General features: G+C 54.9%; 23 protein-coding genes and 1 tRNA gene. 4 read left to right on the top strand and 20 right to left on the bottom strand.

Translation table 11 applies throughout. The annotated features are described in order from the left end of the window. Window positions 1-49: 49 nt before the first annotated feature. Complete coding sequence (locus CHH28_RS00390; protein ID WP_157729695.1) at window positions 50-982, top strand: TonB family protein; 933 nt, start codon at window positions 50-52, stop codon at window positions 980-982. Here the strand turns inward: CHH28_RS00390 and CHH28_RS00395 are convergent. From CHH28_RS00395 to CHH28_RS00405, 3 genes are read right to left on the bottom strand one after another with little or no spacing between them, the layout of a single operon-like run. Continuing rightward, window positions 954-3,398, bottom strand: a complete 2,445-nt coding sequence (locus tag CHH28_RS00395; RefSeq protein WP_233243681.1) for a xylulose 5-phosphate 3-epimerase — start codon at window positions 3,396-3,398, stop codon at window positions 954-956. The genes CHH28_RS00390 and CHH28_RS00395 overlap by 29 nt on opposite strands. Further along, window positions 3,398-4,294, bottom strand: coding sequence for a ribose-phosphate diphosphokinase (locus CHH28_RS00400; RefSeq protein ID WP_233243682.1), 897 nt, complete (start codon window positions 4,292-4,294; stop codon window positions 3,398-3,400). The genes CHH28_RS00395 and CHH28_RS00400 overlap by 1 nt, the downstream gene beginning before the upstream one ends. Beyond that, a complete protein-coding gene (locus CHH28_RS00405) occupies window positions 4,288-5,817 on the bottom strand; it encodes a thymidine phosphorylase family protein (RefSeq protein ID WP_233243684.1) in 1,530 nt (509 codons plus the stop codon). Before CHH28_RS00405 ends, CHH28_RS00400 begins: the two co-directional genes overlap by 7 nt. 125 nt (window positions 5,818-5,942) lie before the next feature. Between CHH28_RS00405 and CHH28_RS00410 the strand changes: the two genes are divergently transcribed. Beyond that, the gene (locus CHH28_RS00410) at window positions 5,943-7,310 is read left to right on the top strand and encodes an MBL fold metallo-hydrolase (protein ID WP_233243686.1); all 1,368 of its coding nucleotides are present in this window, start codon (window positions 5,943-5,945) and stop codon (window positions 7,308-7,310) included. An 85-nt stretch (window positions 7,311-7,395) separates the two neighbouring features. Then, on the top strand, window positions 7,396-7,647 hold the full coding sequence (locus tag CHH28_RS00415) for a hypothetical protein (RefSeq protein WP_094058457.1): 252 nt from the start codon (window positions 7,396-7,398) through the stop codon (window positions 7,645-7,647). Between the two features lie 3 nt (window positions 7,648-7,650). Here CHH28_RS00415 and CHH28_RS00420 read toward each other — a convergent pair whose 3' ends face one another. From CHH28_RS00420 to rlmE, 16 genes are all read right to left on the bottom strand, one after another. Continuing rightward, window positions 7,651-8,709, bottom strand: a complete 1,059-nt coding sequence (locus tag CHH28_RS00420) for a hypothetical protein (protein WP_157729696.1) — start codon at window positions 8,707-8,709, stop codon at window positions 7,651-7,653. A 16-nt stretch (window positions 8,710-8,725) separates the two neighbouring features. Continuing rightward, the gene (locus CHH28_RS00425) at window positions 8,726-9,784 is read right to left on the bottom strand and encodes a hypothetical protein (RefSeq protein ID WP_094058459.1); all 1,059 of its coding nucleotides are present in this window, start codon (window positions 9,782-9,784) and stop codon (window positions 8,726-8,728) included. Between the two features lie 419 nt (window positions 9,785-10,203). Beyond that, window positions 10,204-12,306, bottom strand: a complete 2,103-nt coding sequence (pnp, locus tag CHH28_RS00430; RefSeq protein ID WP_094058460.1) for a polyribonucleotide nucleotidyltransferase — start codon at window positions 12,304-12,306, stop codon at window positions 10,204-10,206. Between the two features lie 214 nt (window positions 12,307-12,520). Then, window positions 12,521-12,790 (bottom strand): 30S ribosomal protein S15, encoded by a 270-nt coding sequence (gene rpsO / locus CHH28_RS00435; RefSeq protein ID WP_094058461.1) that lies wholly within the window; start codon window positions 12,788-12,790, stop codon window positions 12,521-12,523. Window positions 12,791-12,880: 90 nt separating this feature from the next. Further along, on the bottom strand, window positions 12,881-13,840 hold the full coding sequence (gene truB / locus CHH28_RS00440) for a tRNA pseudouridine(55) synthase TruB (RefSeq protein WP_094058462.1): 960 nt from the start codon (window positions 13,838-13,840) through the stop codon (window positions 12,881-12,883). Window positions 13,841-13,842: 2 nt separating this feature from the next. Next, entirely contained in the window at window positions 13,843-14,244 is a 402-nt protein-coding gene (rbfA, locus tag CHH28_RS00445) for a 30S ribosome-binding factor RbfA (RefSeq protein ID WP_094058463.1), read from the bottom strand. An 82-nt stretch (window positions 14,245-14,326) separates the two neighbouring features. After that, window positions 14,327-16,837, bottom strand: coding sequence for a translation initiation factor IF-2 (infB, locus tag CHH28_RS00450; RefSeq protein ID WP_094058464.1), 2,511 nt, complete (start codon window positions 16,835-16,837; stop codon window positions 14,327-14,329). Between the two features lie 27 nt (window positions 16,838-16,864). Continuing rightward, window positions 16,865-18,361 carry a transcription termination factor NusA gene (gene nusA / locus CHH28_RS00455; RefSeq protein WP_094058465.1) on the bottom strand — a complete coding sequence of 499 codons (1,497 nt, stop codon included), beginning with the start codon at window positions 18,359-18,361 and terminating at the stop codon, window positions 16,865-16,867. Window positions 18,362-18,382: 21 nt separating this feature from the next. Further along, complete coding sequence (gene rimP, locus CHH28_RS00460) at window positions 18,383-18,841, bottom strand: ribosome maturation factor RimP (RefSeq protein WP_094058466.1); 459 nt, start codon at window positions 18,839-18,841, stop codon at window positions 18,383-18,385. A gap of 265 nt (window positions 18,842-19,106) precedes the next feature. Next, window positions 19,107-19,192 (bottom strand) — tRNA-Leu (locus CHH28_RS00465). Between the two features lie 30 nt (window positions 19,193-19,222). Next, the gene (secG, locus tag CHH28_RS00470; protein WP_094058467.1) at window positions 19,223-19,600 is read right to left on the bottom strand and encodes a preprotein translocase subunit SecG; all 378 of its coding nucleotides are present in this window, start codon (window positions 19,598-19,600) and stop codon (window positions 19,223-19,225) included. 12 nt (window positions 19,601-19,612) lie between these two features. Beyond that, entirely contained in the window at window positions 19,613-20,353 is a 741-nt protein-coding gene (gene tpiA / locus CHH28_RS00475) for a triose-phosphate isomerase (protein WP_094058468.1), read from the bottom strand. Between the two features lie 65 nt (window positions 20,354-20,418). After that, window positions 20,419-21,753, bottom strand: a complete 1,335-nt coding sequence (gene glmM / locus CHH28_RS00480; RefSeq protein ID WP_094058469.1) for a phosphoglucosamine mutase — start codon at window positions 21,751-21,753, stop codon at window positions 20,419-20,421. Between the two features lie 11 nt (window positions 21,754-21,764). Continuing rightward, window positions 21,765-22,613, bottom strand: a complete 849-nt coding sequence (gene folP, locus CHH28_RS00485) for a dihydropteroate synthase (RefSeq protein WP_094058470.1) — start codon at window positions 22,611-22,613, stop codon at window positions 21,765-21,767. A gap of 49 nt (window positions 22,614-22,662) precedes the next feature. Next, window positions 22,663-24,588: an ATP-dependent zinc metalloprotease FtsH gene (gene ftsH, locus CHH28_RS00490; RefSeq protein WP_094058471.1), complete on the bottom strand. Its 1,926-nt coding sequence runs from the start codon at window positions 24,586-24,588 to the stop codon at window positions 22,663-22,665. Between the two features lie 73 nt (window positions 24,589-24,661). Continuing rightward, window positions 24,662-25,282, bottom strand: a complete 621-nt coding sequence (gene rlmE / locus CHH28_RS00495; RefSeq protein WP_094058472.1) for a 23S rRNA (uridine(2552)-2'-O)-methyltransferase RlmE — start codon at window positions 25,280-25,282, stop codon at window positions 24,662-24,664. A 67-nt stretch (window positions 25,283-25,349) separates the two neighbouring features. Here rlmE and CHH28_RS00500 point away from each other — a divergent pair, with 67 nt between their 5' ends. Next, window positions 25,350-25,652 carry a YhbY family RNA-binding protein gene (locus tag CHH28_RS00500; RefSeq protein WP_094058473.1) on the top strand — a complete coding sequence of 101 codons (303 nt, stop codon included), beginning with the start codon at window positions 25,350-25,352 and terminating at the stop codon, window positions 25,650-25,652. Here the strand turns inward: CHH28_RS00500 and CHH28_RS00505 are convergent. Beyond that, a complete protein-coding gene (locus tag CHH28_RS00505) occupies window positions 25,649-26,017 on the bottom strand; it encodes a hypothetical protein (protein WP_094058474.1) in 369 nt (122 codons plus the stop codon). The genes CHH28_RS00500 and CHH28_RS00505 overlap by 4 nt on opposite strands. Window positions 26,018-26,102 lie beyond the last annotated feature (85 nt).

The following is a 26,102-nucleotide window of genomic DNA, read 5'->3' on the forward strand; positions in this document are numbered from 1 at the left end:
CATGGCTATAAAGCCAAGGTCACACCGTCGTGCAGCGGGGTCATTGAAGATGGAGTTTGAAGCCGCCAAACGCCAGCGTCATCGCCGCTTTGCCATCATTGCTTTGCTGTCGATGAGCGCCCACGCACTGTTGCTCAGCCGCTGCGACAGCCAGCTCTATCAACCAACAGCCGTTATCCATACACAACTGCAGCTCCAGACTGCGCCTGAGCGGCAACAGGACACCCTATCGCTTCGCGCCAAAGCACTCAGCAGCGCACAACCGACGGCGCCCACCAGCCCGATTCAGCCAGCCGCGCCAACCACACCGACTCGAGCACCATCAACGATGGCACAGGCAGCGCCCGCGCGCAGCGCCACGCCAGCCTCACCTGCTAAGCCAGCTGCCCCAGCTCGCCTCATTGCATCGGCCGCTAAAACAACCACTCCCGCGCGCCCGTCAACGATTGCCAAGGCAACACCTGCGACTGCGCCGAGCGCCTCGGGTCTAACTCAGCACCAGCAAACCCAACAACAGCAAGCCCAGCAACAGCCAACACAGCCACAACGACACCAGCAATCCGTGCAATCGCAGCCAGCGGCCGAGGGGAAGATGACCGCAGTAGAGAGCAGCGGAGCGGACAGGAATAGAACAGCGAACCTCGCTATGGAAACTCCGGATTTCCGTCAGGATGAGCAGCAATGGAGCAGCGATCCGCTAGAGCGCAGCTACCAGCAGCGATTGCTGGCGCATTTGCGCGGCCATTTGGTCGCGCCTGCGGGCCTGCACGGCAGCGTGCGCATCGAATTGGAGATCCGTTACCGCCAAGTAGCGACACGGGTGCAGATTGTCGACAGCTCTGGTTCACGCTCGGTCGACGACTGGGCCGTGCGTGCCGTGTTGGCGGCCAGCCCTTTTCCCGCCATGCCGCCAGAATTGCGCGAGCCGTTTGTATTCCGCCCGACGCTCACCATCAGTTCAACGGTGGATAAGGGTCCTTAATGATGTCGTAAGGGTTGCCCTGGCCACAGATCGCTGCCCATTCTTCCGCGCTGAGCCACTGCTGTGGATCTTGGCCACTCAACCGTGCCAATGCCGCCACCGCATCGGCCCAAGTGCAACGATTGGCGAACAGCATGCCATCGGTATCTAAGGTGCCGCCCTGATTGACGTAGCCCAACGCAATGGTGTGTGCCGGGCCGAGATCCAACAAACGAGCATGCCCCAGCAATACTTCAGGGCGCATATGAGACAAAAACACCCGTTGTTGCACGCGGTTGGGGAACAGCGACTCACACACGGAATCAGGCGCCAACACCGCCGCTTCGTACTCGTCGCGCGGTGTGCGAAAGCGCCCTGGCTCAAGCAAATAAATCACTGAGTGGGCCACTTCACGCTGGCGCAAACGGTCACTGGCCAACAACGCCTGTTGCAGCTGATAGGCGCCACAAGCAACCAACTGCAGTTCTGCAGCGCAGTTTCCGCGCACACAAATAGCACCGTCCTGTACCAGTGCTTCGGCCTGGCGCGCATCGAATACATAGGGTTGCGACGACTTGGGCACCACCAGATTCCACACCGTGCCCATGTCGCCGTAACAGGCTTTCAGCGCTGCCATGGCGGTGTTGGCATCGGCGGGGAAGACCACCCGCGCCATGTCCGACATTTCCCCTAGCAGGCTTTCTGCCAGTGATGGGTCTTGGTGGCTTTGCTCGTTTTTACCGTTTTCCCACACATGGGATGTCGATATGACAGGCAACCCCAACCAGCTGGCTGGGTCGTCTGCTTCCTTTTGATGACGCGCAAAAATAATCGCCTGGCGCAGAGCACCGAACATTTTGTTGGCAAACGCTTCGTACGACACCACCAAGTTCAGCCCGGCCTGATTAGCCAGACATGCGCTGACCACCGCCTCTTCGTTTAACGCCGTGATCACACTGCCGTCGATGGCTTCAGACACACCGGCTTCCGGTTCCGTCACCCGATGGTGCAAATGATCCAGAGTTTGATTCATGCGGTTAGAACGCAATTCGTCTGGGTTACCCACACGTACTCGCAGCGACGGATTGACCTCAACCAAATCGACAAAATACTGATCCAGCGCCGCCATCGGTGACATGGGTTTGTCGCGCCAGCTGGGCTCGTGGCGATTTAACGTGACCGCTGCCGGACGCCATACTGGCTTTGGCTGCGACAACGCCTTGGCCGCTTGCTGCCACACCTCCAACGGTTGATACAGCGCTCTGGCCCCTTGGTGGAAGTAGGTCAACGCCTCGCCGCCCAGACGCGGGTTACTGCCCAGCGGCAATCCATGGGCAGCATTGGTGCCAGCACCAGGAAAGCCAAACCCTTTGACGGTATCGGCGATACAATACGGCAGTGGCACCGGATACTGTGCCTTTCCCGCTGCGACGCTGTCGCCAGCGTGCTGCAAGTGTTGCTCCATGGCATAAATGGCGCAGACAAACGCCGCCGGATCACGGCCATCGATCACAAACGGATTAAACCCTTGATGACGCAAATGCTCGACAAACCAATCCACACCGCCTTGCTGCGCAACCGTGGTGCGCTGATCAATACGGCGCCCGTTAGCAATCATCACCGGCGCGACCAGACCACAATCATCAGCTCGCCACCAACGCGCGGCCCAGTCACTGCCACGCTGCTCTTCAAAGGCGCCATCACTTAAAAAGGCCACCAAGCGCTCACCGGGCAATGGCTGGTGCACATACTGCAAACCCGCGAACCCTAAGTAGCCGCCCTCCAACCGCGCTCCGGCAGTATTGACGTTGACATGCGACCCCAGCGGCGACAAAGGCTTGCCATCGGCGCGCACACGATAATTATAAAAGTCGGCCACAAACGCACTGATGCCGTCGTCGGTCAGTGGATACTGCTGGCGCCGTTCGGCCAAAGCAGTGCCAGTCAGCAACTGCAGCGCATCGATGGCGGCAACGCAATGCCCCTGGCCCATCAACCAATCACGGTGCGTGTTGGTCAGATGATTCAACGCCAACATGCCAGCATACGCTGGCACCATATTCAAAGAGCCGCCGGTGTGGCCTTGCGGATCACGTTTGAAATATTCCGGTGCCAGATCGCGGCCATCGAGAAACACCTGCTTGGCATACGTCATGTGCACCACCAGCCACATGGCTTGGTTGCACAGCTGATCGAGCGAGATCAGCTTTTGATAACATTCGCCGCGCTCGGCAATGTGACCGCTTTCCAATAACGCAGTGGCTAACTCATACACTTGCAGCTGCGTCTGGTCGGTGTGGCTAATCACCCCACAGCCATGCGCCCAACACTCAAACTCCGCATCGTATTGGCGGTGCTGGCGGGCTTGTGCAGCCACTTCTTGCTGCTGATAAGACTGCTCTGAACCTAGGCTTAGGGTCATCATAGTATTTGTCATTACGACCTCCTGATCTGATCCATCAGATCGCTAATAGCAGGCGCCAGCAGGCCTGCCGTTGAAATACGGTTAGTGGCATGGGGAATGCAATCGCAGCTAACGACGTCGGCAATCGGTCCGCTGCGCATCTCTTGTTCGGCTCCATCGGCAAAGACCGCGTGCACCGCAATGCACAGTGGTTTGCACAAGCCTTGCTGCACTAACTGTTCAGCGGTGCGCAACATGGTTCGGCCGGTGGACAAAATATCGTCGACCAACACTGGAGTATGATGCTCATAGCGGCGCACATCCGGTACCTGGATGGCCACCTCGCGATCGCCACTGCGCTCTTTGCGGAGCAGCAACAGCTCGCACTGCGCGCTGTCTGCCACTTGGCGAGCCCATTGCTCACTTTCTTCGTCGGGCCCCACCACCACTGGGTTGGGAACCTGTTGCAGATAATCGGCGATGACCTCGGTGGCATGCAGCACGCGGCTGGGAATGCGATAGATTTCATCCAGGCTGTGATAACGATGTAAGTGCGGGTCGATGGTGATCATACCGTCCACCGCCTGACTGATCAGCTCAGCAAAGTACTTGGATGTCAGGCATTCACCGGGCTTAAAGCGAATGTCCTGGCGCATGTAGGCCAAATACGGGGCGACCAATATGATTTTGCCGGCGCCCATATCACGCAAGTGTTGGGCAACAAACCAGATCGCCATGGCTGGGTCATTGGGCTGATGCAAATGACACAGAATGGCCACATCGGCGCCGCTGACATCGGCTGCGATGTTTAAATAGTGTTCGCCGTCTGGAAAGTGGCGACGCTCCAATGGCAGCAGCTCGGCCTGCAGTAACTGGCTGACACTGTGTGCCAGTGCATCGTGGCCGTCGAGGCACAATAGCTTCAGCATGTTAATTCTTCCTCGATACGGATTACGTCGTCGTGGCCGTCCAGAAAATCCAGTGCATACGCCAGCTCCCCGGCCGCCTCGGCGTGCAAGGTAAACAAAGCGGCGCCCGCTCTGACTTCATCACCCAAACGCACGTGCAGGTCGATGCCGGCTTGTGCGGCATTGGGGGCGCCCGCCAAAGCGGCCAGACGGGCCAGGAAACGGTTATTAAAATACGCCACCACGCCATCGTGACGGGCGTGCACACAATGCTTAAACGGCGCTTCGGCTGGCCGACTAAACCCGCCTTGCGCCTGACAAATGCGCTGAAACTGCTGCCACGCTTGACCGCTGAGCAGTGTCCGCTCGGCCAGCTCCAGTCCTTTGCCTGGTTCAGCAACGGCGGACATTTCCAATAGCTGAGCCGCCAGCAACAGCGACTTCTGGCGCAGGTCTTGCGGTGCGTGCAAGTCGTTTTCCAATACCTGCAGCACATCCCGAGCCTCCAATGCCGGGCCAATACCACGCCCGATTGGCTGGCTGCCGTCGGTGATCACCGTGCGTACATCCAACCCCAGCGCCGCACCGGTGCGCTCTAATAACTGGCGCAACTTATGCGCCTTATCGTCGCTGCGAACCTTGGCGGTCGGACCAACCGGGATATCAATCAATACATGGGTGGCACCGGCAGCGACCTTTTTGGAAATCACGGATGCCACCAACTGTCCTTCGCTGTCCAGATCCAACGCTCGTTCGATGCGAATAATGATGTCGTCGGTCGGACTCAAACTGACCGAACCACCCCAAGCCAAGCAGGCGCCAACGTCGTGCACCACCTGCTGCATTTGCTCAAAGCCAAGTTGTACCGGTGTGATCACTTCCATGGTGTCGGCGGTGCCGGCCGGTGAGGTGATGGCGCGGCTGGAGGTTTTTGGCATCAGTACACCGTTGGCAGAGACGATGGCCACCACAATCGGCGTGGTGCGATTGCCCGGCAAGCCGCCGACGCAGTGTTTGTCTAACACTCGTTCATTTGCCCACCGCAAACGCTGACCGCTATCGACCATGGCACGCGTGATGGCAATGGTTTCGTTGACATCCAGGCGCTCGCCCGTGCACGCGGCAACATAAGCAGACAATTGAATATCACTGTAGCGACCAGCGTTAATGTCATTAATGATGGCCGCGGCGCTGTTATCATCCAGCCGCTGGCCATACAGTTTGCCGCGCACATAAGACATAGACTCGACCGGCGCGGCATGGTGCAGCCAGGCAATTTCATCTTCTACCGGACAGCCAAGCGCTTGCCAGGCCGCTTCCGACAGCGCCGCCTGCTCATGCGATAAACGCTCATTAGTGACCAATACCAATTGCGCCACCACGGCTGCATCGGCGGTGCGTATTTCGACCTGAGCGTGGGCATTAAACCCCTCGGCAATGGCCACGTGGCAATCGCTGCGAATGTACACCACCGGTTGTTGATGGGTATCTATGCCCATACGTCGTAAACGCAAATAGTCAGGGACTTGGCTACGGCTGTCCATGATGCCTCGTACTGTTAGGTTGTCGACTCAGTGTAGGGATTCAGCTGCGAAACGATATTGCGTTGCATCAACACTCGGGCAGCTGCACTGACCTATGCTGATCGACAATGCAAAAGGAGGCAGATGTGAATAGTCCGTTCAGCGTTCAGTTTATTGGTGCCACCGGAACCGTGACCGGTTCTAAGTATGTAGTACGATATGGCCGACATCAGGTATTAATCGACTGTGGTTTATTTCAAGGCATAAAAAATATGCGCCGACGTAATTGGGCAGAGCTCCCGTTACAACCAGCGCAATTAGATGCCGTGTTATTAACCCATGCACATATTGATCACTCTGGCTATTTGCCAGCATTAATGAAACAAGGCTACCACGGCCCAATTCATTGCAGTGAAGGTAGTAAAGCTTTGTGCAAAGTACTGCTGCCCGACGCTGGTTACCTGCAAGAAGAAGACGCAAAATACGCGAATAAAAAGAAATTCAGCCGCCACGCTCCAGCAGAGCCGCTGTATACCGAAGACGATGCACGCAAAGTATTGCGACAATTTAAAGCACATGATTTTGGCGAAGCCATTGAACTGCCTGGCGGGTTATTGGCTGAATTTTTCCCAGTGGGCCATATTCTTGGTGCCAGTGCCATCCGGCTCACCTATCAAGGTAAGCGTATTATTTTTAGCGGCGATGTCGGGCGCAGTGACGATCTAATCATGTACCCTCCCCAACCGCTGCCAGAAGCCGATTATTTAGTGGTGGAATCAACCTATGGCGACCGCCGCCATGAATACGTTGATGAACATCAGGTTATTGCCGACATTATTAATCGCACGGCCGCACGTGGAGGCATTGTATTAATGCCTGCCTTTGCCGTTGGCCGAGCACAAATGGTGCTGCATATTCTTGCCCAATTGCGCCAGCAGCAACGTATTCCGACCATGCCGATTTATCTCAATAGCCCAATGGCGATTCGGGCGACGGAAATCTTTTTTGATTTTCATCAACAGCACAAACTCACACAAGCCGATTGCCAACTGATGGACGACATCACCACCTATGTAAAAACGGTGGAAGAATCGATTGAGTTAAATAACCGTAAATACCCGTCGGTGATAATTTCTGCCAGCGGCATGGCCAGTGGCGGCCGTGTGTTGCACCATTTAAAAACTCTGGTGTCGGATGCTCGCAACAGTGTGCTATTTCTTGGTTATCAAGCTGCCGGAACGCGCGGCGACGCCATGACCCACGGTGCAGAGCACATCAAAATTCACGGGCAGTATTTCCCGGTGCGCGCCGAAGTGCACAATTTGCCCGCACTTTCTAGCCATGGCGATTATGTTGAAATCATAGACTGGCTAAAACGTTCTGAGTGCCAACCCAAACAAGTGTTTGTCACGCATGGCGAGGCCAGTGCCGCCGACAGTATGCGCCTGCATATTCAAGACGAGCTGGGCTGGAGTGCCGAGGTGCCAGAATATTTGCAAAGCGTCGAGCTGTAGTCCGCACCTGCCATTGCCGACGCCAGTATTGTCAGCAGCAATGCAGCATCTATAGTAAGCAAACGCCACCAGTACTGTGCTTGTTATGGATGCATCCAGCGTTAGTTACAATCCGCTCGTGCCCGCCCGCTCCAACAATGGGGTGGCGCCTGCCGCAAAACCGGCAAACAGCTCGAGCGAGTTGCAACGCCCAGTTGAGTACATTGCCAAAACCGACCCCGAACAGTTACCGCCCAGGCGTGAGCGCGGTCGCAATGCTGTTGAAGATACTTTTCTGCAAGTCGAACAAAGTGACCAGCCCGCCACCTTAGGCCAGCTGGTCAACGTTAGAGCTTAAGCGCTAGCGAATCGACGATACCAATACCTGTGACATGGAACGGCCAGCGGAGTTTTTCACCGTATGGTAGGTGTTTTTCCACAGCCACCAACCACTGGTTCTAGACTGAGTGTCCAACGCCAATGACACGCCAGCGGCATTAAAGTTGGCATTCACGTATGCCAGCTCGACACCCGTTTGCTGGCGCACGGTGCCACCATGGTGAGTTTTCTTGCCCATCAACACCGGGTAGTGGTTGTGCCACAGGCCGGCCGGCGCTCTCACACTGCTGGCCTTGCCATCCAGGGCGCGATAATTCACACAGCTATCGACTTTGGCGATGGCGTTGCCACCACAGGCCGAGTGCAGTGCCACCACACCATCGTCAGTGCCAGGCAAAAATCCACCGGTTAGCCCAAAATATTCGGTACCGCCGCCAACAAATCGCAGCCGCGGCACACTGCTCGGCGCCGTCGCGGTCTGGCGCGCGACAGTAGGACGCAAGTCTTCCAATACACCCAGTGTGCTCGGCGTCACGTCAAAGCCTAAATAAGCGCTGACGGCTTTCGACACCGTCCACTCCAGCAAACTGCCACCATCGGCGACGTCAATTGCTAGGTCGGCCAATTCAGAGCCCCCGCCCGCACCGGCAAAGTCCAACACCGCCAGCACGTTGAGCTCAGGCAGGCCAGCCGCTTGCGTCCAGACGTCTTGTTTGTCCAACAGATAGCGCACCACCAAATCGCCGGTTGAATGCGTCACAAAGATGCAGCCTTCACGACAAAAACCCGTTTGCGCCCATTCGATCACCTTGTTGTAGGCGCGCACAGCGGTATCACCACCGAGGCGACTTTTTGAGCTCCAGTCCAAACGATCATCGGCGTATTGATTCCAGAACTCATTCCAGTAGTCGGCACCTTCTTGCTCTACTTGCGCATCCGTTACTTGTTCGCGCATCAGCTGCGAGGTTTGTAAACCGTGCACTAGAATGACGTTTTTACCCGCCAACTGCGCATGGGCAGACCAGCTCAGCAGGGACATTAATCCCAGCATGCAGGCGCGTTTTATTGTTATTTTTAGCATGTCCTTCCCTCTCACTTTATTGTGCTGGTGTACCCAGCTGTTGTAGGAATTGCAGCCGCTGGGCGATCTGCTCATCCTGATACGGTTGCTGATAAAACCCTTGAGTGGCCACATCACCCAGCTCCAACACCGCCGATTGGCTGTAGCCCCACTCAACTTGTTCATCATTGCCGGGCTTGACCGGAATACGACGCAGCTGCAAATCATGTAAAGACAGGCGTTGTGGCGACGGCAGACCCGCCAACAGCGAGCCGTGCAGCTTTAGCGGAATAACACCACTGCTACCTATACGTGCCTTGCCTTGCAGATGCGCCAGAGGCTGTTGGCCGTCGATATAGACGTTGGCGCTGAGTTTGTAGAAACCCGCTTTAGCGCGTGCCACGCGCACTGGAATCAGCAGTTCGTTGTTGCCGCGCTGCAATGGATCGGTACCTGTGATCTCAGCAACCGCGTCAAATACCCGAAACGGTGCGGTTTGCCTCATATCCTGGCGATCGGTGAGGGTCAGCTGCGCCGCCAATAGCAACTCCTGTGGCCAGCTGGCGTGCGCATCGAACTCGGCCGTTAACGTCAGTTGCTGGCCATCACGCTGTTGCTGCCATTGCGGCTCGTACACGGTTTCGCCGGCGCTGTTTTGCACCTCAGCAGTGAGGGAGGACACTTGCACCTGCAGATCATCACCGCCGCTCAGGACAACAGTCGCTTGAATCGGGTCGCCTTGGCGATAGCGAAAAGCATCCAGCTGCACCAGCAAAGAGCCCGGCAGCCCCACTAAGTTGAGGTCGCGCTCAATGGCGGCGCCGCGATTGGGCTGTAGCAGATCGACCTGATGCTCGGCCAGCGGCAAGGAGTAATCTGGGTAGCGGTTGCTCAGCTCATACGCCACAGCAACGTTGGCCAACACAGGTTGCAGCAACGCCGGCGGTTGGGTTGCTGGCGCAGCAGATTGACTGTGGATTGGCTGCGCAGCCATCACCTCGGGCGTGGACGACACCAAGACCGTTTGCGGCGGTGCAGACCACCACCAAGCAGCGAACCCTGCTACCAGGAGCAGTAATAAGGAAAAGCGCAACATAACACCTGCTCTGTCTTTTTATAGTGATTGGCAGCGATAAAACGCTGCTTCACCTTAAGCATTCAAAGCAGTAATTCAATTCAGGGGAGACGGGGCGTACGGCACAAAAAGACGTACCGAAACCAAGATTGGCGCGAGTTTTCACAGCACTCATTACTACAACACCACGACCTTGTCACAAATGAGTAATTAATGAACCCGCTTCATGATTTGTCCTTATTAGCCCTCTTTTGCGGATATGATCTGTGACAGTTATTCACACGACGTAACAATTTTATGGCTGGATTTATCCATGGCTAGGCGGCAATGCAAACAACAGGCATAAAAAAAACCGCTGCCAGGCAGCGGTTTTTTTTTGCTGTTAATCAGGCGAAGGAGATTGCTCCGCGCCTAATTGATCGCTTTAAGGCCAGTCGAACTTATTGCTCGATGCCTTTCATGGTCAGCTTAACGCGACCTTTAGGATCAACGTCCATCACGTGAACCTTCACTTTCTGACCTTCGCTCAGGTAGTCGGTCACGTTTTCCACACGCTCTTCGCTGATTTGCGAGATGTGCAGCAGGCCATCTTTGCCTGGCAGAACGTTAATGAAGGCACCGAAATCAACGATCTTACTAACGGTACCGTCGTAGGTTACGCCTACTTCGATTTCAGCCGTGATGGCTTCGATCATGGCTTTAGCTGCATCAGAGCCGGCTTTATCGGCAGCAAAGATCTTGATTTCACCGTTGTCGTTGATGTCGACAGAAGCGCCGGTTTTGTCGGTGATGTCACGGATGGTGGCACCGCCTTTACCAATCACGTCACGAATCTTGTCAGAATCGATCTTCATGGTGGTCATGGTTGGCGCGTTGTCAGACAGCTCTTTGCGTGGCTCAGCAATGATCTGGTTCATGCCTTCCAGAATGTGCAGACGCGCAGCTTTGGCTTTCTCCAGCGCGATCTCCATGATCTGCTCGGTGATGCCTTCGATCTTGATGTCCATTTGCAGCGCGGTGATGCCTTCGTCGGTACCCGCTACTTTAAAGTCCATGTCACCCAGGTGATCTTCATCACCCAGGATATCGGTCAGCACGGCAAACTTGTCGGCTTCTTTCACCAGACCCATGGCAATACCAGCCACTGGCGCTTTGATCGGCACACCGGCATCCATCAGTGCCAAAGAGGCACCACACACAGACGCCATAGACGACGAACCGTTAGATTCAGTGATCTCAGAGACCACACGAATGGTGTATGGGAACTCTTCCTGAGTTGGCATCATGGCTTGAATACCACGACGGGCCAGACGACCGTGGCCAATTTCACGACGACCTGGAGAGCCCATGCGACCGGCTTCACCGACAGAGAATGGAGGGAAGTTGTAGTGGAACAGGAACGGATCGTCTTTGGTGCCGTGCAGGAAGTCGATCATTTGCGCATCACGGCTAGAGCCCAGCGTGGTGGCAACGATGGCCTGAGTTTCGCCACGGGTGAACAAAGCAGAACCGTGTGAGCTGGTCAGTACGCCAGTTTCAATAGTCAAAGGACGCACGGTGTCGTTGTCACGACCGTCGATACGAGGCTGGCCGTCGATCACACGCTGACGTACCACTTCGTACTTCAGCTCGCCAACCATAGACGCTACTTCGTCTGCAGTAGGACCTTCTTCGCCTTCAGCAGCGGTCAGCTTTTCAACCGCAGCGGCTTTGATTTCATCGATGCGACCGTAGCGCGCCATCTTATCAGAGATGGTGTAGGCCTCGCTCAGCGCATCAAATACTTCGCCTTTAACAGCGTTGTACAGAGTTTCGTTACGTGGCTCGGCTTGCCAATCCCACTTTTCAACGCCCAGCTCAGCGGTCCACTCATTGATGGCATCGATGGCAGACTGGAAAGACTTGTGCGCAAACAATACTGCGCCCAGCATTTCATCTTCGGTCATCTCGTCGGCTTCGGATTCAACCATCAGTACCGCGTCTTTGGTACCGGCAACCACCATGTCCAGCAGCGAGTCTTCCAGCTGGCTGTAGGTTGGGTTCAGCATGTAGCCATCTTCATCGGTGAAAGCAACGCGCGCCGCACCAATTGGACCGTTAAACGGTACGCCAGAAATCGCTAATGCCGCAGAGACAGCGATCATCGCCAGAATATCGGGATCCACGTCTTTTTCAGAACCGATCACCGTCGGAATGACCTGAACTTCGTTCATAAAGCCATCAGCAAACAGTGGGCGGATAGGACGGTCAATCAGACGTGAGGTCAGGGTTTCTTTTTCAGAAGGACGACCTTCACGCTTCAGGTAACCACCAGGAATACGGCCGGCGGCATACATTTTTTCTTGGTAATGAACCGACAGTGGGAAGAAGTCCTGGCCTGGCTTAGTGCTCTTGGCAGCTACGACAGTGGCCAACACCTGGGTTTTGCCCATGGTCGCCAGTACCGCACCGTCGGCCTGACGGGCAACACGACCGGTTTCTAAGGTGACGGTCTGACCGCCAAAGTCGAAGGTTTTGGTTTTAGCAGCAGGAATGATGCTCATAGTTTTTAAAGTTCCTTTAAATTAAATGTCCTGCTTACTGCCGGTGCTTCTAAGCATTAGCCCTCGCGCACGGCAAAGACAAATGGTTAGAAGCACCACCGCGAACACAGGCGGGGTTGGCACCACAGTAAGGGCAGGGAATGGAAAAAACGAACGGCGGGTAGTGCTCAGATACAACAAAAGCCCCGAAGGGCTTTTGCTGCACAGCGAGATCTTAGCGACGCAGACCCAGGCGCTTGATCAGCTCCAGGTAACGGTTTGCATCTTTACGCTTCAAGTAGTCCAGCAGCTTACGACGCTGGTTAACCATGCGGATCAGGCCACGACGAGAGTGGTGATCTTTACCGTGTGCTTTGAAGTGGTCTTGCAGGCCAACGATGTTGTGAGTCAGCAGTGCAACTTGTACTTCAGGAGAACCGGTATCGCCTTCAGCGGTTTGGTACTCTTTTACGATCTCAGCTTTTTGAGCAGCTGTTAATGCCATTGTTATTACTCCACAATGAATGTGCATGACAAATTTGGCATCACCACCGTGCACATTAACAGTGGCATGCGTCGTCACCGACGGTGACGGTTAATCGTCGAACTGCAACAGGCGCTGCGGGCGTATGCCGCGGCGTTCGATCCGGCCAATGCCGATCAGCTGTCGCTGCCCTGAATTAACGGCCCATAATTGTACTGAAGGACAATCAGCAAGACCAGTGCTGATCGCTTGTCCATGGCGGATTTTTGCACACTCGTGTTCGTCCAGCTCCACCACCGGCCAACTGTCTGGCAACGCCAGTGCCATCGGCAGCAATAACGCGTCTAATGCGTCAGTGTCAGTGTCAGTGTCAGATTGCTCTGCCAATTGCTCCAACTGCTCAAGGGTAACCGCCTGCGATAAGTTAAACGGGCGTGAATGAGTGCGGCGTAAATGGCCGACGTAAGCACCACAGCCCAGGCCATTGCCTATGTCTTCGACCAAGCTGCGAATGTAGGTGCCCTTTGAGCAGCGCACCGACAGTTCCAGCTCATCAGCTCGCTGTGCATTCAGAGTCAGCTCATGAATCGTAACAGTGCGACGCTTTTTATCGGCAATGGCTTGCGCCTGCTCAGCGCTCATGCCCTGACGAGCGAGCTCATACAAGGGTTTGCCATCAAGCTTAAGCGCGGAAAACATCGGCGGTACCTGTTCAATCGGTCCGCGCCATTTCTCTAACACCTGTTCCACATGCGCTTCGCTCAACTCAGGGACGGGATGCGTTTCCACGACTTCACCTTCGACATCGCCAGTGGAGCGAATTTCACCCAATACGGCGGTGGTGTCGTAGGCTTTGTCGGCGTCTAACAATAACTGCGAAAACTTAGTGGCTTCACCCAAGCAAATGGGCAACACACCACTAGCCTGGGGGTCTAGGGCACCGGTATGGCCCGCTTTGCGCGCATTGTAAAAGCGCTTAACACGCTGCAACACCTGGTTGGAGGTCAGCCCCAGCGGCTTATCGACCACCACAATGCCGTGTACCGCACGGCCTTTGTTACGTCGCGCCAAGCTTAATCCTCGTCGCTGTCGTCTTGGTGACGAGCGTCATCTTGCTGACGCGCCTGACGAATCAAACCGGTCAGATGGTGGCCACGATCCAAGGTTTCGTCGTAATGAAAACGCAGCATTGGCGTTACGCGGGTAGTCAAAATACGCGCCAACTCAGAGCGTAAGTAGCCCGCCGCATCGTTCAAAATTGCGGTGGTTTGGCGGCGAATGTCGGCATCGGTTTCGCCTTTGGCGCCCATCACGGTGAAATAGATGTCGGCGTAACCAAGGTCTTTGGCCACTTTCACCTGGTTCAGGGTCACCATGCCCAGGCGTGGGTCTTTCATCTCAAACTGAATCATTTGTGCCAGTTCACGCTGGATCTGTTCACCCAAACGCGAGGTACGGCTGTAATCTTTTGGCATAAGGATTTCCTCAAAAACACGCCGTCCAGAGACGGCAAAGCCCGACCATCAAGGCCGGGCTTCGGTCAGCACCGGGCTGTGATTACAGCGTACGTGCTACTTCGCGAACATCAAACACTTCGATCTGGTCGCCCGGACGAACGTCTTGATAGTTCTTCACGCCGATACCACATTCGATGCCCTGGCGAACATCCTGTACGTCGTCTTTGAAGCGACGCAGGGATTCCAGCTCACCTTCGTAGACCACGACGTTTTCACGCAGTACGCGGATCTTCTTGTTACGGTAAACCGTACCGTCGATCACCATACAACCAGCGATCTGACCAAACTTCGGCGACTTAAACACGTCACGTACTTCGGCCACACCAACGATTTCTTCGCGCAGTTCAGGTGCCAGCAGACCGGCCATGGCTTGCTTCACGTCGTCGATCAAGTCGTAGATCACGCTGTAGTAGCGCATATCGACGTCGTTAGCTTCCACCACTTTCTTCGCAGCGTTGTCGGCACGAACGTTAAAGCCAAATACCACCGCGCCAGATGCGACTGCCAACGTGGTGTCGGTTTCGGTGATACCACCCACGCCCGACGATACCACGTTAACTTTCACTTCATCGGTCGCCAGCTTCTGCAGTGAAGCGATGATGGCTTCCAAGGAGCCGCGAACGTCGGCTTTCAACACCACGTTGAGGCTAGAAACTTCGCCTTCGGCCATGTTGTTAAACAGGGCATCCAGTTTCGCTGCTTGCTGACGCTGCTGCACTTGCTCTTTCAGTTTGGTTTCGCGGAACTCAGCCACTTCGCGGGCTTTCTTCTCGCTTTCCACCACCATGAAGTTATCACCCGCATCCGGCGTACCGTTCAGGCCGAGAATCTCAACTGGAATAGACGGACCAGCACCTTCGGTTTGCTTGCCGTTTTCATCCAGCAACGCACGGGCACGACCGTAACAAGTACCAGCCAGCACGATATCGCCTTTATTCAGCATACCGTTTTGAACCAGCAGGGTTGCCACTGGGCCACGACCTTTATCCAGACGCGACTCCACCACCACACCTTGTGCAGGGCCATCGAAGTGTGCTTTTAGCTCCAACAGTTCGGCTTGCAACAATACCGCTTCAAGCAGTTCGTTGATGCCTTGACCAGTATGGGCAGACACAGGAATGAACGGCACATCACCCCCCCAATCTTCCGGGATCACATCACGAGCTGACAGCTCGTTCTTAACCCGATCAGGATCGGCGGTTTCTTTATCCATTTTGTTAACAGCGACGACGATCGGCACACCGGCCGCTTTAGCGTGTTGCACCGCTTCTTCGGTTTGTGGCATTACGCCGTCATCGGCGGCCACTACCAGAATCACCACGTCCGTCGACTGCGCACCGCGAGCACGCATGGAGGTAAATGCGGCGTGTCCAGGCGTATCTAGGAAGGACACCATGCCGTGGTCGGTATCAACGTGATACGCACCAATGTGCTGGGTAATACCACCGGCTTCGCCAGATACGACGCGAGATTTACGAATGTAATCCAGCAGCGAGGTTTTACCATGGTCAACGTGACCCATCACGGTCACCACAGGCGCACGTGTGGTTTCTTCACCGTCATAGCTCACCGAGTCTGTCACCGCTTCTTCCAGCGCGTTGTCAGAAATCAGTTTCGATACTTTGTGGCCCATTTCCTCGACGACCAAGGTCGCTGTGTCCTGATCCAGAGTCTGGTTAATGGTCGCCATGACGCCCATTTTCATCAGCTCTTTGATCACTTCACCGGCTTTAACGGCCATTTTCTGTGCCAGATCACCCACGGTAATCGCTTCTGGCAACTCGATGTCTTTGGTCACTGGCGCTGTTGGTTTGGTGAAAGCATGCTCATTGGCTTGCTTAGAAGCACGACGATTGCCACCTTTCAACTTAACCTTGGCTTTGCGGTTGCCGCGGTTGCCGCTGTTGTCACGATCCATAAAGCGGCTGTCGTCATCACGCTCGCGCTTTTTATCGGTTTTGCCTTTTTTACGGCCTGCACCTTCTTCCTGACGCTTTGCAGCCACTTCGGCTTCAGCACGTTTTTGTGCCACGTCTTCTTCAGCTGGCTTTTTAGCGGGTTCTTTTTTGCTGGCCACGGCTTTCGGTTTATCCGCACTAGGCGCAGCCGGTTTTGCCGCTTTATCCGCCGCCGCTTTTTCTGCTGCAGCCTTTTCCGCTGCGACTTTTTCTGCCGCAGCTTTTGCTGCAGCTTCACGTTCCGCCGCTAAGCGCGCTTCTTCTTCCAAGCGTGCTTTTTCAGCGCTGTTATCCACTTCTTCGCGCTTCACGTAAGTGCGCTTTTTGCGCACTTCGATGGTCACGGCTTTTTTACCGCCCTGACCGGTTTTCAGCGTGGTGGTTGCTTTACGCTTTAAGGTAATTTTTTTCGGCGCTTCCGCCGATTCGCCGTGGCTTTTTTTCAAAAAGCTCAACAGCGTTTGTTTTTGTTCATCGGATACTGTTTGTTCCGCAGCTGTTTGAGGCAAACCCGCCTCTTTCATCTGCGACAGCAAACGATCAACACTAATTTTGACCACGTCGGCGAGTTCTTTAACTGTTACATCTGCCATACGTTTCTCCTATGCCGAGCGAATGGTTTACTGAGAACCCTCAAACCAGGGCTTACGGGCCGTCATAATCAACTCGGCCGCTTTCTCGTCTGTCATGTCTTGAATATCGAGCAGGTCATCCACCGATTGCTCTGCCAGGTCTTCCATGGTGCAAATACCTTTGCTGGCCAGAACCAGTGCTAGGTGTTTGTCCATGCCGTCCATTTCCAGCAGATCGTCAGCCGGTTGAGCCTCTTCAAGCTGTTCTTCGGAAGCAATCGCCTGGGTCAGCAACACGTCTTTGGCACGGTCACGTAACTCGGTGGCAACTTCTTCATCCAGCTCCTCAATCGACAGCAGTTCTTCCATCGGCACGTAGGCAATTTCTTCCAACGTGGTAAAGCCTTCTTCCACCAGCAAGGTGGCAAAATCTTCATCAATATCGAGGTTTTTAATAAAACCATCGATGAAGCCGGAGGCCTCAGCACTTTGCTTTTCTTCCGCTTCTGCTTCGGTCATGACATTAATTTCCCAGCCGGTCAGCTCTGACGCCAGACGAACGTTTTGTCCGCCTCGGCCAATCGCTTGGGCTAGGTTTTCCTCCACCACGGCAACGTCCATGGTGTTGGTTTCTTCGTCCATTACGATGGACGCTACTTCCGCTGGGGCCATGGCGTTAATGACCAACTGTGCTGGGTTGTCATCCCACAACACGATATCAATGCGCTCATTACCACCCAGCTCATTAGTGACCGCCTGCACACGCGCACCGCGCATACCGACACAAGCACCCACGGGGTCGATGCGTTTGTCACTGGTTTTTACTGCAATTTTGGCGCGTGAACCTGGGTCACGTGCCGCGCCTTTAATTTCGATCACTTCTTCAGCAATCTCAGGCACTTCAATGCGGAACAGTTCGATCAGCATGGCCGGACGACCACGACTCAACATCAACTGCGGGCCACGATTTTCTGGGCGCACATCAAACAAAATGGCGCGCACACGATCGCCCATGCGCATAATTTCGCGGCCGATCAATTCTTCTTTTGGTAACAGGCCTTCGGCGTTATTACCCAAGTCCACGATGACATTGTCGCGTGTAACTTTTTTGACAGTACCGCCCAGCAGTTCGCCCACACGGTGCTGGTATTGATCCACCACCTGCGCACGCTCTGCTTCACGTACTTTTTGTACAATAATCTGTTTCGCCGCCTGGGCAGCGATACGACCAAACTCAGGGTTTTCAATCTGAGTTTCGTAGGTATCGCCGGGCGCTAAATTGGTGTCGATTTCGTGCGCTTCTTCAAGCGTCAACTCGTCACCCAAACCTGGTACCACATCGTTGCTGACCACCAGCCAACTGCGGAAGGTTTCGTAATCACCGGTCTTACGGTCAATGTCCACGCGAATGGTCGCATTTTCATCTTCGTAACGTTTTTTCGCTGCCGCGGCCAAGGCTGATTCGATGGCTTCAAAGATAATTTCTTTGGAGACGCCTTTTTCGTTGGATACCGCTTCTGCGACCAGGAGAATTTCTTTGCTCATCTTCTAGCCTCGCTGTGCAACTTAGTCCTTAAACTGTGGAACCACTCGCGCCTTATCGATCAGTTCAATAGGCAATAAATATTCATGCCCATCGACAAACAGCACGACATCTTCTTGCTCCGTACCAATCAATTGGCCCTTGAATTTACGACGACCGTCGAACGGCATACGCAGGCGCACATCAATGATGTGGTTGGCGTATGCCTGAAACTGCTCGAGGGTAAACAGAGGGCGATCCATGCCAGGCGAGGACACCTCAAGGGTGTAGTCCTGGGAGATCGGGTCTTCTACGTCCAGCACACTGCTGAGCTGTCGGCTCACATTAGCGCAGTGATCCACCGTAATGCCATCGGCATGATCAATGTAGACACACAATACGGTGTGTTTGCCCTGCACTAAATACTCCAGCCCCCAGAAAACGAAGCCCATAGACTCGACCACGGGTGCCAACATCTCTGTTAACTGTGTGTGTTTTGCCAACCGTTTACCCTCGTTACAAACAAAAACTGGGCACTTAATGCCCAGTCCGCTAAAGAATTCTGCAGACCAAAGACCAATCGGTCTTTGTCAGGAGCCGCCGAACCAGTCTGGCGGAATCAGACAGCTACTAAAAAGCCCCTGACTGGAGGGGCTTTTCAACTCGCTCGGCGTCTAACGCCGGACTGCCTGATCAAAGCGCGCACATTATAGGCATTTCGGAAAAAAATTGCGAGCATGCACTGACGTGCTGAGATCAGTTGAATATTGGTGCGGATGGCGAGACTCGAACTCGCACGAGCTTAGCTCACCACCCCCTCAAGATGGCGTGTCTACCAATTCCACCACATCCGCACAAATCGGGCTATTGCCCAGCCGTCAGCTTTATTCTTCGATTACAGGTTCATCTGCAACAGAAGCGTCCAGCTCAGGAGCATCAGAGGGCGCGGATTTTGCCATACCTTCGCCGCTTTGCTCAAGTGTTTTTAACGCTTCCTGACTTGGAATGCCCAAATCAGACGCCGAAGTCGCACGGTGCTTGGCATATACCGCCAACGCCAAACTGGTGGCAAAAAACGCCGTCGCCAGAATCGCCGTGCTACGGCTCAAGAAAGTAGCGCTACCCTGGCTACCAAATACGGTTTGCGATGCACCACCGCCAAACGAGGCGCCAGCATCCGCACCCTTGCCTTGCTGCATCATGACGAAACCAATGATGCCCACGGCCAACAGGATGTGAACGATTAAGATGATTTGTTCCATATCTACAAAGACCTATGAATGACAGATGGCCAAAAATTCTTCGGCGTCCAATGAGGCGCCACCCACCAGCCCACCATCAATGTCAGGCTGGCTGAATAATTCTGCGGCATTGGCGGCTTTCACGCTGCCACCGTACAGAATGCGAGTCTGCTCAGCTACATCAGGACTCACCTGCTGCAATTGCGAGCGGATAAAAGCGTGCATGGCTTGTGCTTGCTCTGGCGTGGCGGTTTCGCCAGTACCAATGGCCCACACGGGCTCATACGCCACCACGATGGATGACCAAGCAGATGCCGGCAGTTCAGCAATCAGTGCTTGCAGCTGCTCTGCCACCACGGTTTGCTGTTGATCCTGGCGACGCTGCGCCAGTGTTTCACCAACGCAGACATACACGGTCAGCTTAGCGGCCAGTGCTTGCTGCACCTTTGCCAGCACAGTAGCGTCGTTTTCAGCAAACAGGGCTCGACGTTCGGAGTGTCCGACCAACACATGGCGGGCGCCCAAGTCGGCAATCATACTGGCTGATACTTCACCTGTGTAAGCGCCTTGCTCGTATGCGGCGCAATTTTGTGCACCCGTTCCCACCCGGCTGGAAGCATTGCCATCAATGGCTAAGGACAAATACGGCATAGGCGGAAAAACCACCACGTCTTTACTGTCATCAGCGAACTCGGCCAGGCGTTGCAATAACGCGCGCGCAGAGGCAGCTGAGCCATTCATTTTCCAGTTGCCGGCAATCAGGCGACGCCGCATAACATATCCCCAAAATCAAAGAGCGCAGATACTATCCAAGTTGCCGCGCCGGTACAACCGGGAAGTCAGTTCAGCGCACGCTCTACCGCTTGCGCCAACTGCGCTGTCAGCGCCTCGACTTGGGCCGCATCTTCGCCTTCAATCATCACTCGCACAACGGGTTCTGTGCCGGATGGTCGCAGCAATACCCGCCCACGATCAGCCAGCTTGGACTCAACTTCCGTGATCGCTCGCTGGATGTCTGGGTGATTGTCCAGATCCACGTCGCGACTGCGTTTCACGTTGATCATGCACTGCGGCATTTTGCTCATTTTCTGTTGCCAGTCGTGCAGCGTGGTATCGGTCTCACGCAGCGCTACCAATACCTGTAGCGCCGACACTATGCCATCGCCAGTGCTGTTGGCGTCCAGACACAGCAAGTGACCAGACGATTCGCCACCAAAGCGCCAGCCATGCTCGGCCAGCATCTGCATCACGTAACGATCTCCCACCTTGGCGCGGCGGAACTCGATGCCTTGCTCACGCAAGGCCAGCTCAAGCCCAAGATTACTCATCAAAGTTCCGACCACACCACCATTTAGGCGCTGTTGCTGATGGGCATGACTGGCCACGATAAACAGCAGTTGATCGCCGTCGATCAGTTGTCCTTGATGGTCCACCATCATCACCCGATCACCATCGCCATCAAAGGCAATGCCGAGATCAGCCTGCTCGGCCAACACCCGTGCTCGCAGTGCTTCCGGCGCCGTTGAGCCGACGCTGGCGTTGATGTTCAGACCATCCGGTTGATTACCAATAGCGATGACATCGGCGCCGAGCTCACGAAATACCGCCGGCGCAATTTGGTAAGTCGCGCCGTGGGCGCAATCCAGTACCAGCTTCATACCGCGTAAATTCAGCGCATGGGCCGTGCCTTTACAAAACTCAATGTAACGCCCTGCCGCGTCATCAATGCGCTGAGCTTTGCCTAACTGATCGGAGGCAACGCAAGTCATGTCTTGGTCGAGCCACTGCTCAATCGCCAGCTCGGTCTCATCGGGTAATTTTTGCCCATCAGCAGAAAAGAACTTGATGCCATTGTCATAAAACGGGTTGTGTGAGGCGCTGATGACAATGCCCGCTTGGGCGCGAAACGTGCGCGTTAGATACGCAATGCCCGGCGTTGGAATCGGACCCAGCAAACCAATATCAACACCCGCAGCCGACAACCCGGCCTCAAGTGCTGATTCAAACATGTAGCCGGAGATGCGCGTGTCTTTGCCGATCAAAATGCGGCTCTTGCCTTGCTGCGCAAACACCTTGCCCGCAGCCCAGCCCAGCTTCATCACAAACTCGGGGGTGATTGGCCCCTCTCCTACATGACCGCGGATCCCGTCGGTACCAAAATAGCGTCTAGCCATAGATCATCCCATTAATCATCGTATTGCGCAGGCTGCTCGCTGGCCTGCCAAACCGCCAACGCATCAACCGTGGCGCGTACATCGTGCACTCGCAGCACACGAGCCCCTTTCATTGCGCACAACAAAGCACCCGCCGCACTGCCGACCACGCGCTGATCAGCCACCGCTTGGCCAGTGACTGCGCCAATCATGCGCTTGCGCGACAAGCCAGTCAGCAATGGCAGCTGCACGGTCTGCTGTAATTCATCTAAACGTTGTAGCAGCTCGTAGTTGTGACGCGTGGTTTTTCCGAAGCCAAAACCTGGGTCGAGCAACATACGATCGCGCGAGATGCCCGCTGATTCACAGGCGACAACGCGCTCACACAAGAAATCCGCCACCTCAGTCACAACACAAGCGTAATTGGGCGACTGCTGCATGGTTTGTGGTTCGCCTTGCATGTGCATCAGGCAAATGGCCATATCGGTATCAGCAGCGGCCTGCAATGCCCCTTCACGCTGCAAGGCCCGCACATCGTTGATCAGATGCGCGCCCAAGCGAGCCGCCTCGTGGATCACCTCAGGCGTACTGGTATCGACCGACACAATGGCCGCCGTTTCTTGCAGCAGAACCTCAATCACGGGCACTACCCGATCAAGCTCCTGCTGCACAGAAACCGGTTCTGCGCCTGGGCGCGTCGATTCACCGCCTACATCAATAATGGCAGCACCATCGCTGAGCATTTGCTGCGCATGGCGCAAGGCCGCATCACGCTGATGAAAACGCCCGCCATCTGAAAAAGAATCCGGGGTCACATTAACAATACCCATCACCTGGACAGCAGACGCCTGCAGCCAGTCACAAGGGTTATTTGATTGCATGAATGAAGAGTCCAAACAGACAAGGCGGCCCGAAGGCCGCCTGGTAGAGTTAGCGTTGCTCGCCGGCTGGGTCACCGACAATGCCGTCGTCATCGTCCTGAGCCATATCTTGGCTTTCCTCCGCTGGCGCTGCTGGCCCTGAGGAGTCATCGCCATTCCAAGCCTTAGGTGGGCGAGGCTTACGGCCTTCCATGATGTCATCGATCTGATCTGCGTCGATGGTTTCGAACTCCATCAAGGCGTCCTTCATCAGCTCCAGCTTATCGCGATTGTCTTCCAGAATTTGGTAAGCACGCTGATAACAACCATCCAACAGCTCTTTCACTTCCGCATCGATCAAGCGCGCCGTATCATCCGACAAGTGCGACATCTGCCCACCGCCGGCGGAGCCCAAGTAGCTTTGCTGTTCTTCTTCTGAATACAGCTGCGGGCCGAGTTTCTCCGACAAGCCCCATTTGGTCACGTAGTTGCGAGCGTATTTGGTAGCACGTTCAATGTCGTTAGACGCGCCAGTGGTGACACCGTCTTTGCCCAGCGTCATTTCTTCCGCGATACGACCGCCATACAAGGAACAGATATTGCTCTCGATGCCACGCTTACTGATCGAGTTGCGATCCTCTTCCGGTAAGAACATCGTCACACCCAGTGCACGGCCGCGCGGGATAATAGAGACCTTGTATACCGGATCATGCTCCGGCACCAAGCGCCCAACAATGGCGTGACCCGCCTCGTGATAGGCGGTGTTGGTCTTTTCTTTTTCCGACATCACCATGGTCTTACGCTCAGCACCCATCAGGATCTTGTCCTTGGCCTGCTCGAACTCTTCCATGGTGACCAGATTCTTGTTGGCGCGTGCGGCAAACAGCGAAGCTTCGTTGACCAAGTTGGCCAAATCGGCACCGGAGAAACCCGGGGTACCACGCGCAATCAGCGATGGCTTGACGTCGTCGGCCACCGGCACTTTGCGCATATGCACTTTCAAGATTTGCTCGCGACCGCGAATATCAGGCAAGCCAACCGTGACCTGACGGTCAAAGCGGCCTGGGCGCAGCAACGCTGGGTCAAGCACGTCAGGACGGTTGGTCGCGGCAATCACGATGATGCCATCGTTGACTTCGAAGCCGTCCATCTCCACCAGCAACTGGTTCAGCGTTTGCTCACGCTCGTCATTACCGCCGCCGATACCCACACCACGTGAGCGGCCTACCGCATCAATTTCGTCAATAAAGATGATACAAGGCGCCTGCTTCTTGGCTTGATCAAACATGTCGCGCACACGCGATGCACCAACACCAACAAACATTTCCACAAAATCAGAACCGGAAATGGAGAAATACGGCACCTTGGCCTCGCCAGCAATGGCCTTGGCCAGCAGCGTTTTACCGGTACCGGGCTGACCGACCATCAGCACACCCCGAGGAATTTTACCGCCCAGGCGCTGGTACTTGCCGGGATCGCGTAAAAACTCCACCAATTCCTTCACGTCCTCTTTGGCTTCATCACAGCCAGCGACGTCTTCGAAAGTGGTTTTGATCTGATCTTCGCTCAACAGCTTGGCTTTGCTTTTACCAAATGCCATAGGGCCGCCACGACCACCGCTGCCGCCCTGCATTTGACGCATAAACAGCATGAACACGGCAATGATGATCAGGATCGGCAGTGAGGCCAGCAGCAACTGTGACAAGAAACCCTGCTTTTCAGGCTTTTCACCAATAACCTGCACGCGATTTTCCAGCAGTGTGTCCATCAGTTTGTCGTCGTACACAGGCAATATGGTTTCAAATGCTTCGCCACTGGAGCTGATGCCTTTGATGGTTTGGCCAGAAATGGTGACCTTTTCAACCTGGCCACTTTCTACCGCTGTGATGAACTCTGAGTAGGAGTATTGCGCTCCCTGCCCAACGTTCTGAAAATTGTTGAACACCATCATCAGGACAGCAGCAATCACTGCCCACAGAATGAAATTTTTGGCCATATTTAGGCACCACCTCAATTAACTGCCCATCCCACCGGGATGCTTGCCAGAAGCCTAAGCTTAGCAAGCGAGCTTAGGCCCGGAAACCTTTTGCCACTATGTAAACCTCGCGCGAACGGGCACGAGAGGCCTTGGGCTTTCGGATCAGAACTTTTGTAAAGGATTGTTTGACGTCCGCAAGGTAGTCATCAAATCCCTCCCCTTGGAACACTTTGGCGACAAATTCGCCTCTCGGTTTCAGGGTTTGCCGCGCCATATCCAGCGCTAGCTCGACCAAATACATGGCACCGGGTTGGTCTATGGATGCCACTCCACTCATGTTGGGGGCCATATCGGAAATTACAAGGTCTACAGGACGACCATCAACCGCCGCCATGAGTTCATCAAAAACAGACTGTTCGGTAAAATCACCCTGTATAAACTGTACATCGGCAATATTGTCCATGGGCAGGATGTCGGACGCGATCACCACGCCCTGGCCATTCAGGCGCTGAGCCACCACCTGCGACCAGCCTCCCGGCGCACTGCCCAAATCAATCACAGTCATACCTGGGCGGAATAACTTATCTTTTTCATCCAACTCCAACAGCTTGTAACTGGCCCGGGTACGGTAGCCATCTTGCTGCGCGCGTTGCACGTATTCGTCATCGACGTGTTCTTTCAGCCAGCCGGCACTGCTTTTCGAGCGCGCCATAGGGGTTTTTCTCCTGGTTGCGGTATACTGGCAGTTTACCATCGAAAACCTGAGTAACCGACTCCGCATGACACTGAGCAACGAACAAAAGAAGGCCTACCGTGCAATTGGCCATAGCCTCAACCCCATCGTAATGATTGCTGGCAACGGCCTGTCAGAAGGGGTTATTGATGAGCTGAATCGCGCACTGGACGATCACGAGCTGATCAAAGTCAAACTGGCCGTGGGTGATCGTGAGGTCAAAAAAGCGGTGATCGCCGAAATGATTAAAATCTGCTCGGCCACTCTGGTACAGCAAATCGGTAATACCGCACTGCTGCTGCGCCGCAACCCAAAGGCCAATCCGAACCTGTCTAACCTGAATCGCTAACGCGAGCGCTGCACCACGTCCTGTGGTGCCAGCCACAACCACAGCAACCCCAACGCACACATGGCGTGTACCACCATCATTTGCAGCTTCCACCACGGCCACAAGGCAAAATACCCGCCAGACAACGCCAGCATCACCAACAACAGTTGCGACGATAACTGGTGCCAGTGAAATACCCGACGCACCAGCGCCATAAGCAGCAGCACCCCTCCGGCTACCGCGCCCATGCCGACCATGGCATGCATCACCTCCAAACCATGATGAGGAAAGTAACCTTTGTGCTCCAACAGCGGACGCACCAGATAAGTACAAGCCCACAAGCCGCCCAGCCAAAACGTCCTGAGCAAAATTAAATAGCGCCGCACACAGACTCCTCCTGACGAAACGACTATACCCAATAAGCCATCCTCATTTTTTCGCATGTTGCCATGCAGCGTTGCTTAACCGCCA

This window comes from Bacterioplanes sanyensis, assembly GCF_002237535.1.
GTDB lineage: Bacteria > Pseudomonadota > Gammaproteobacteria > Pseudomonadales > Oceanobacteraceae > Bacterioplanes > Bacterioplanes sanyensis_A.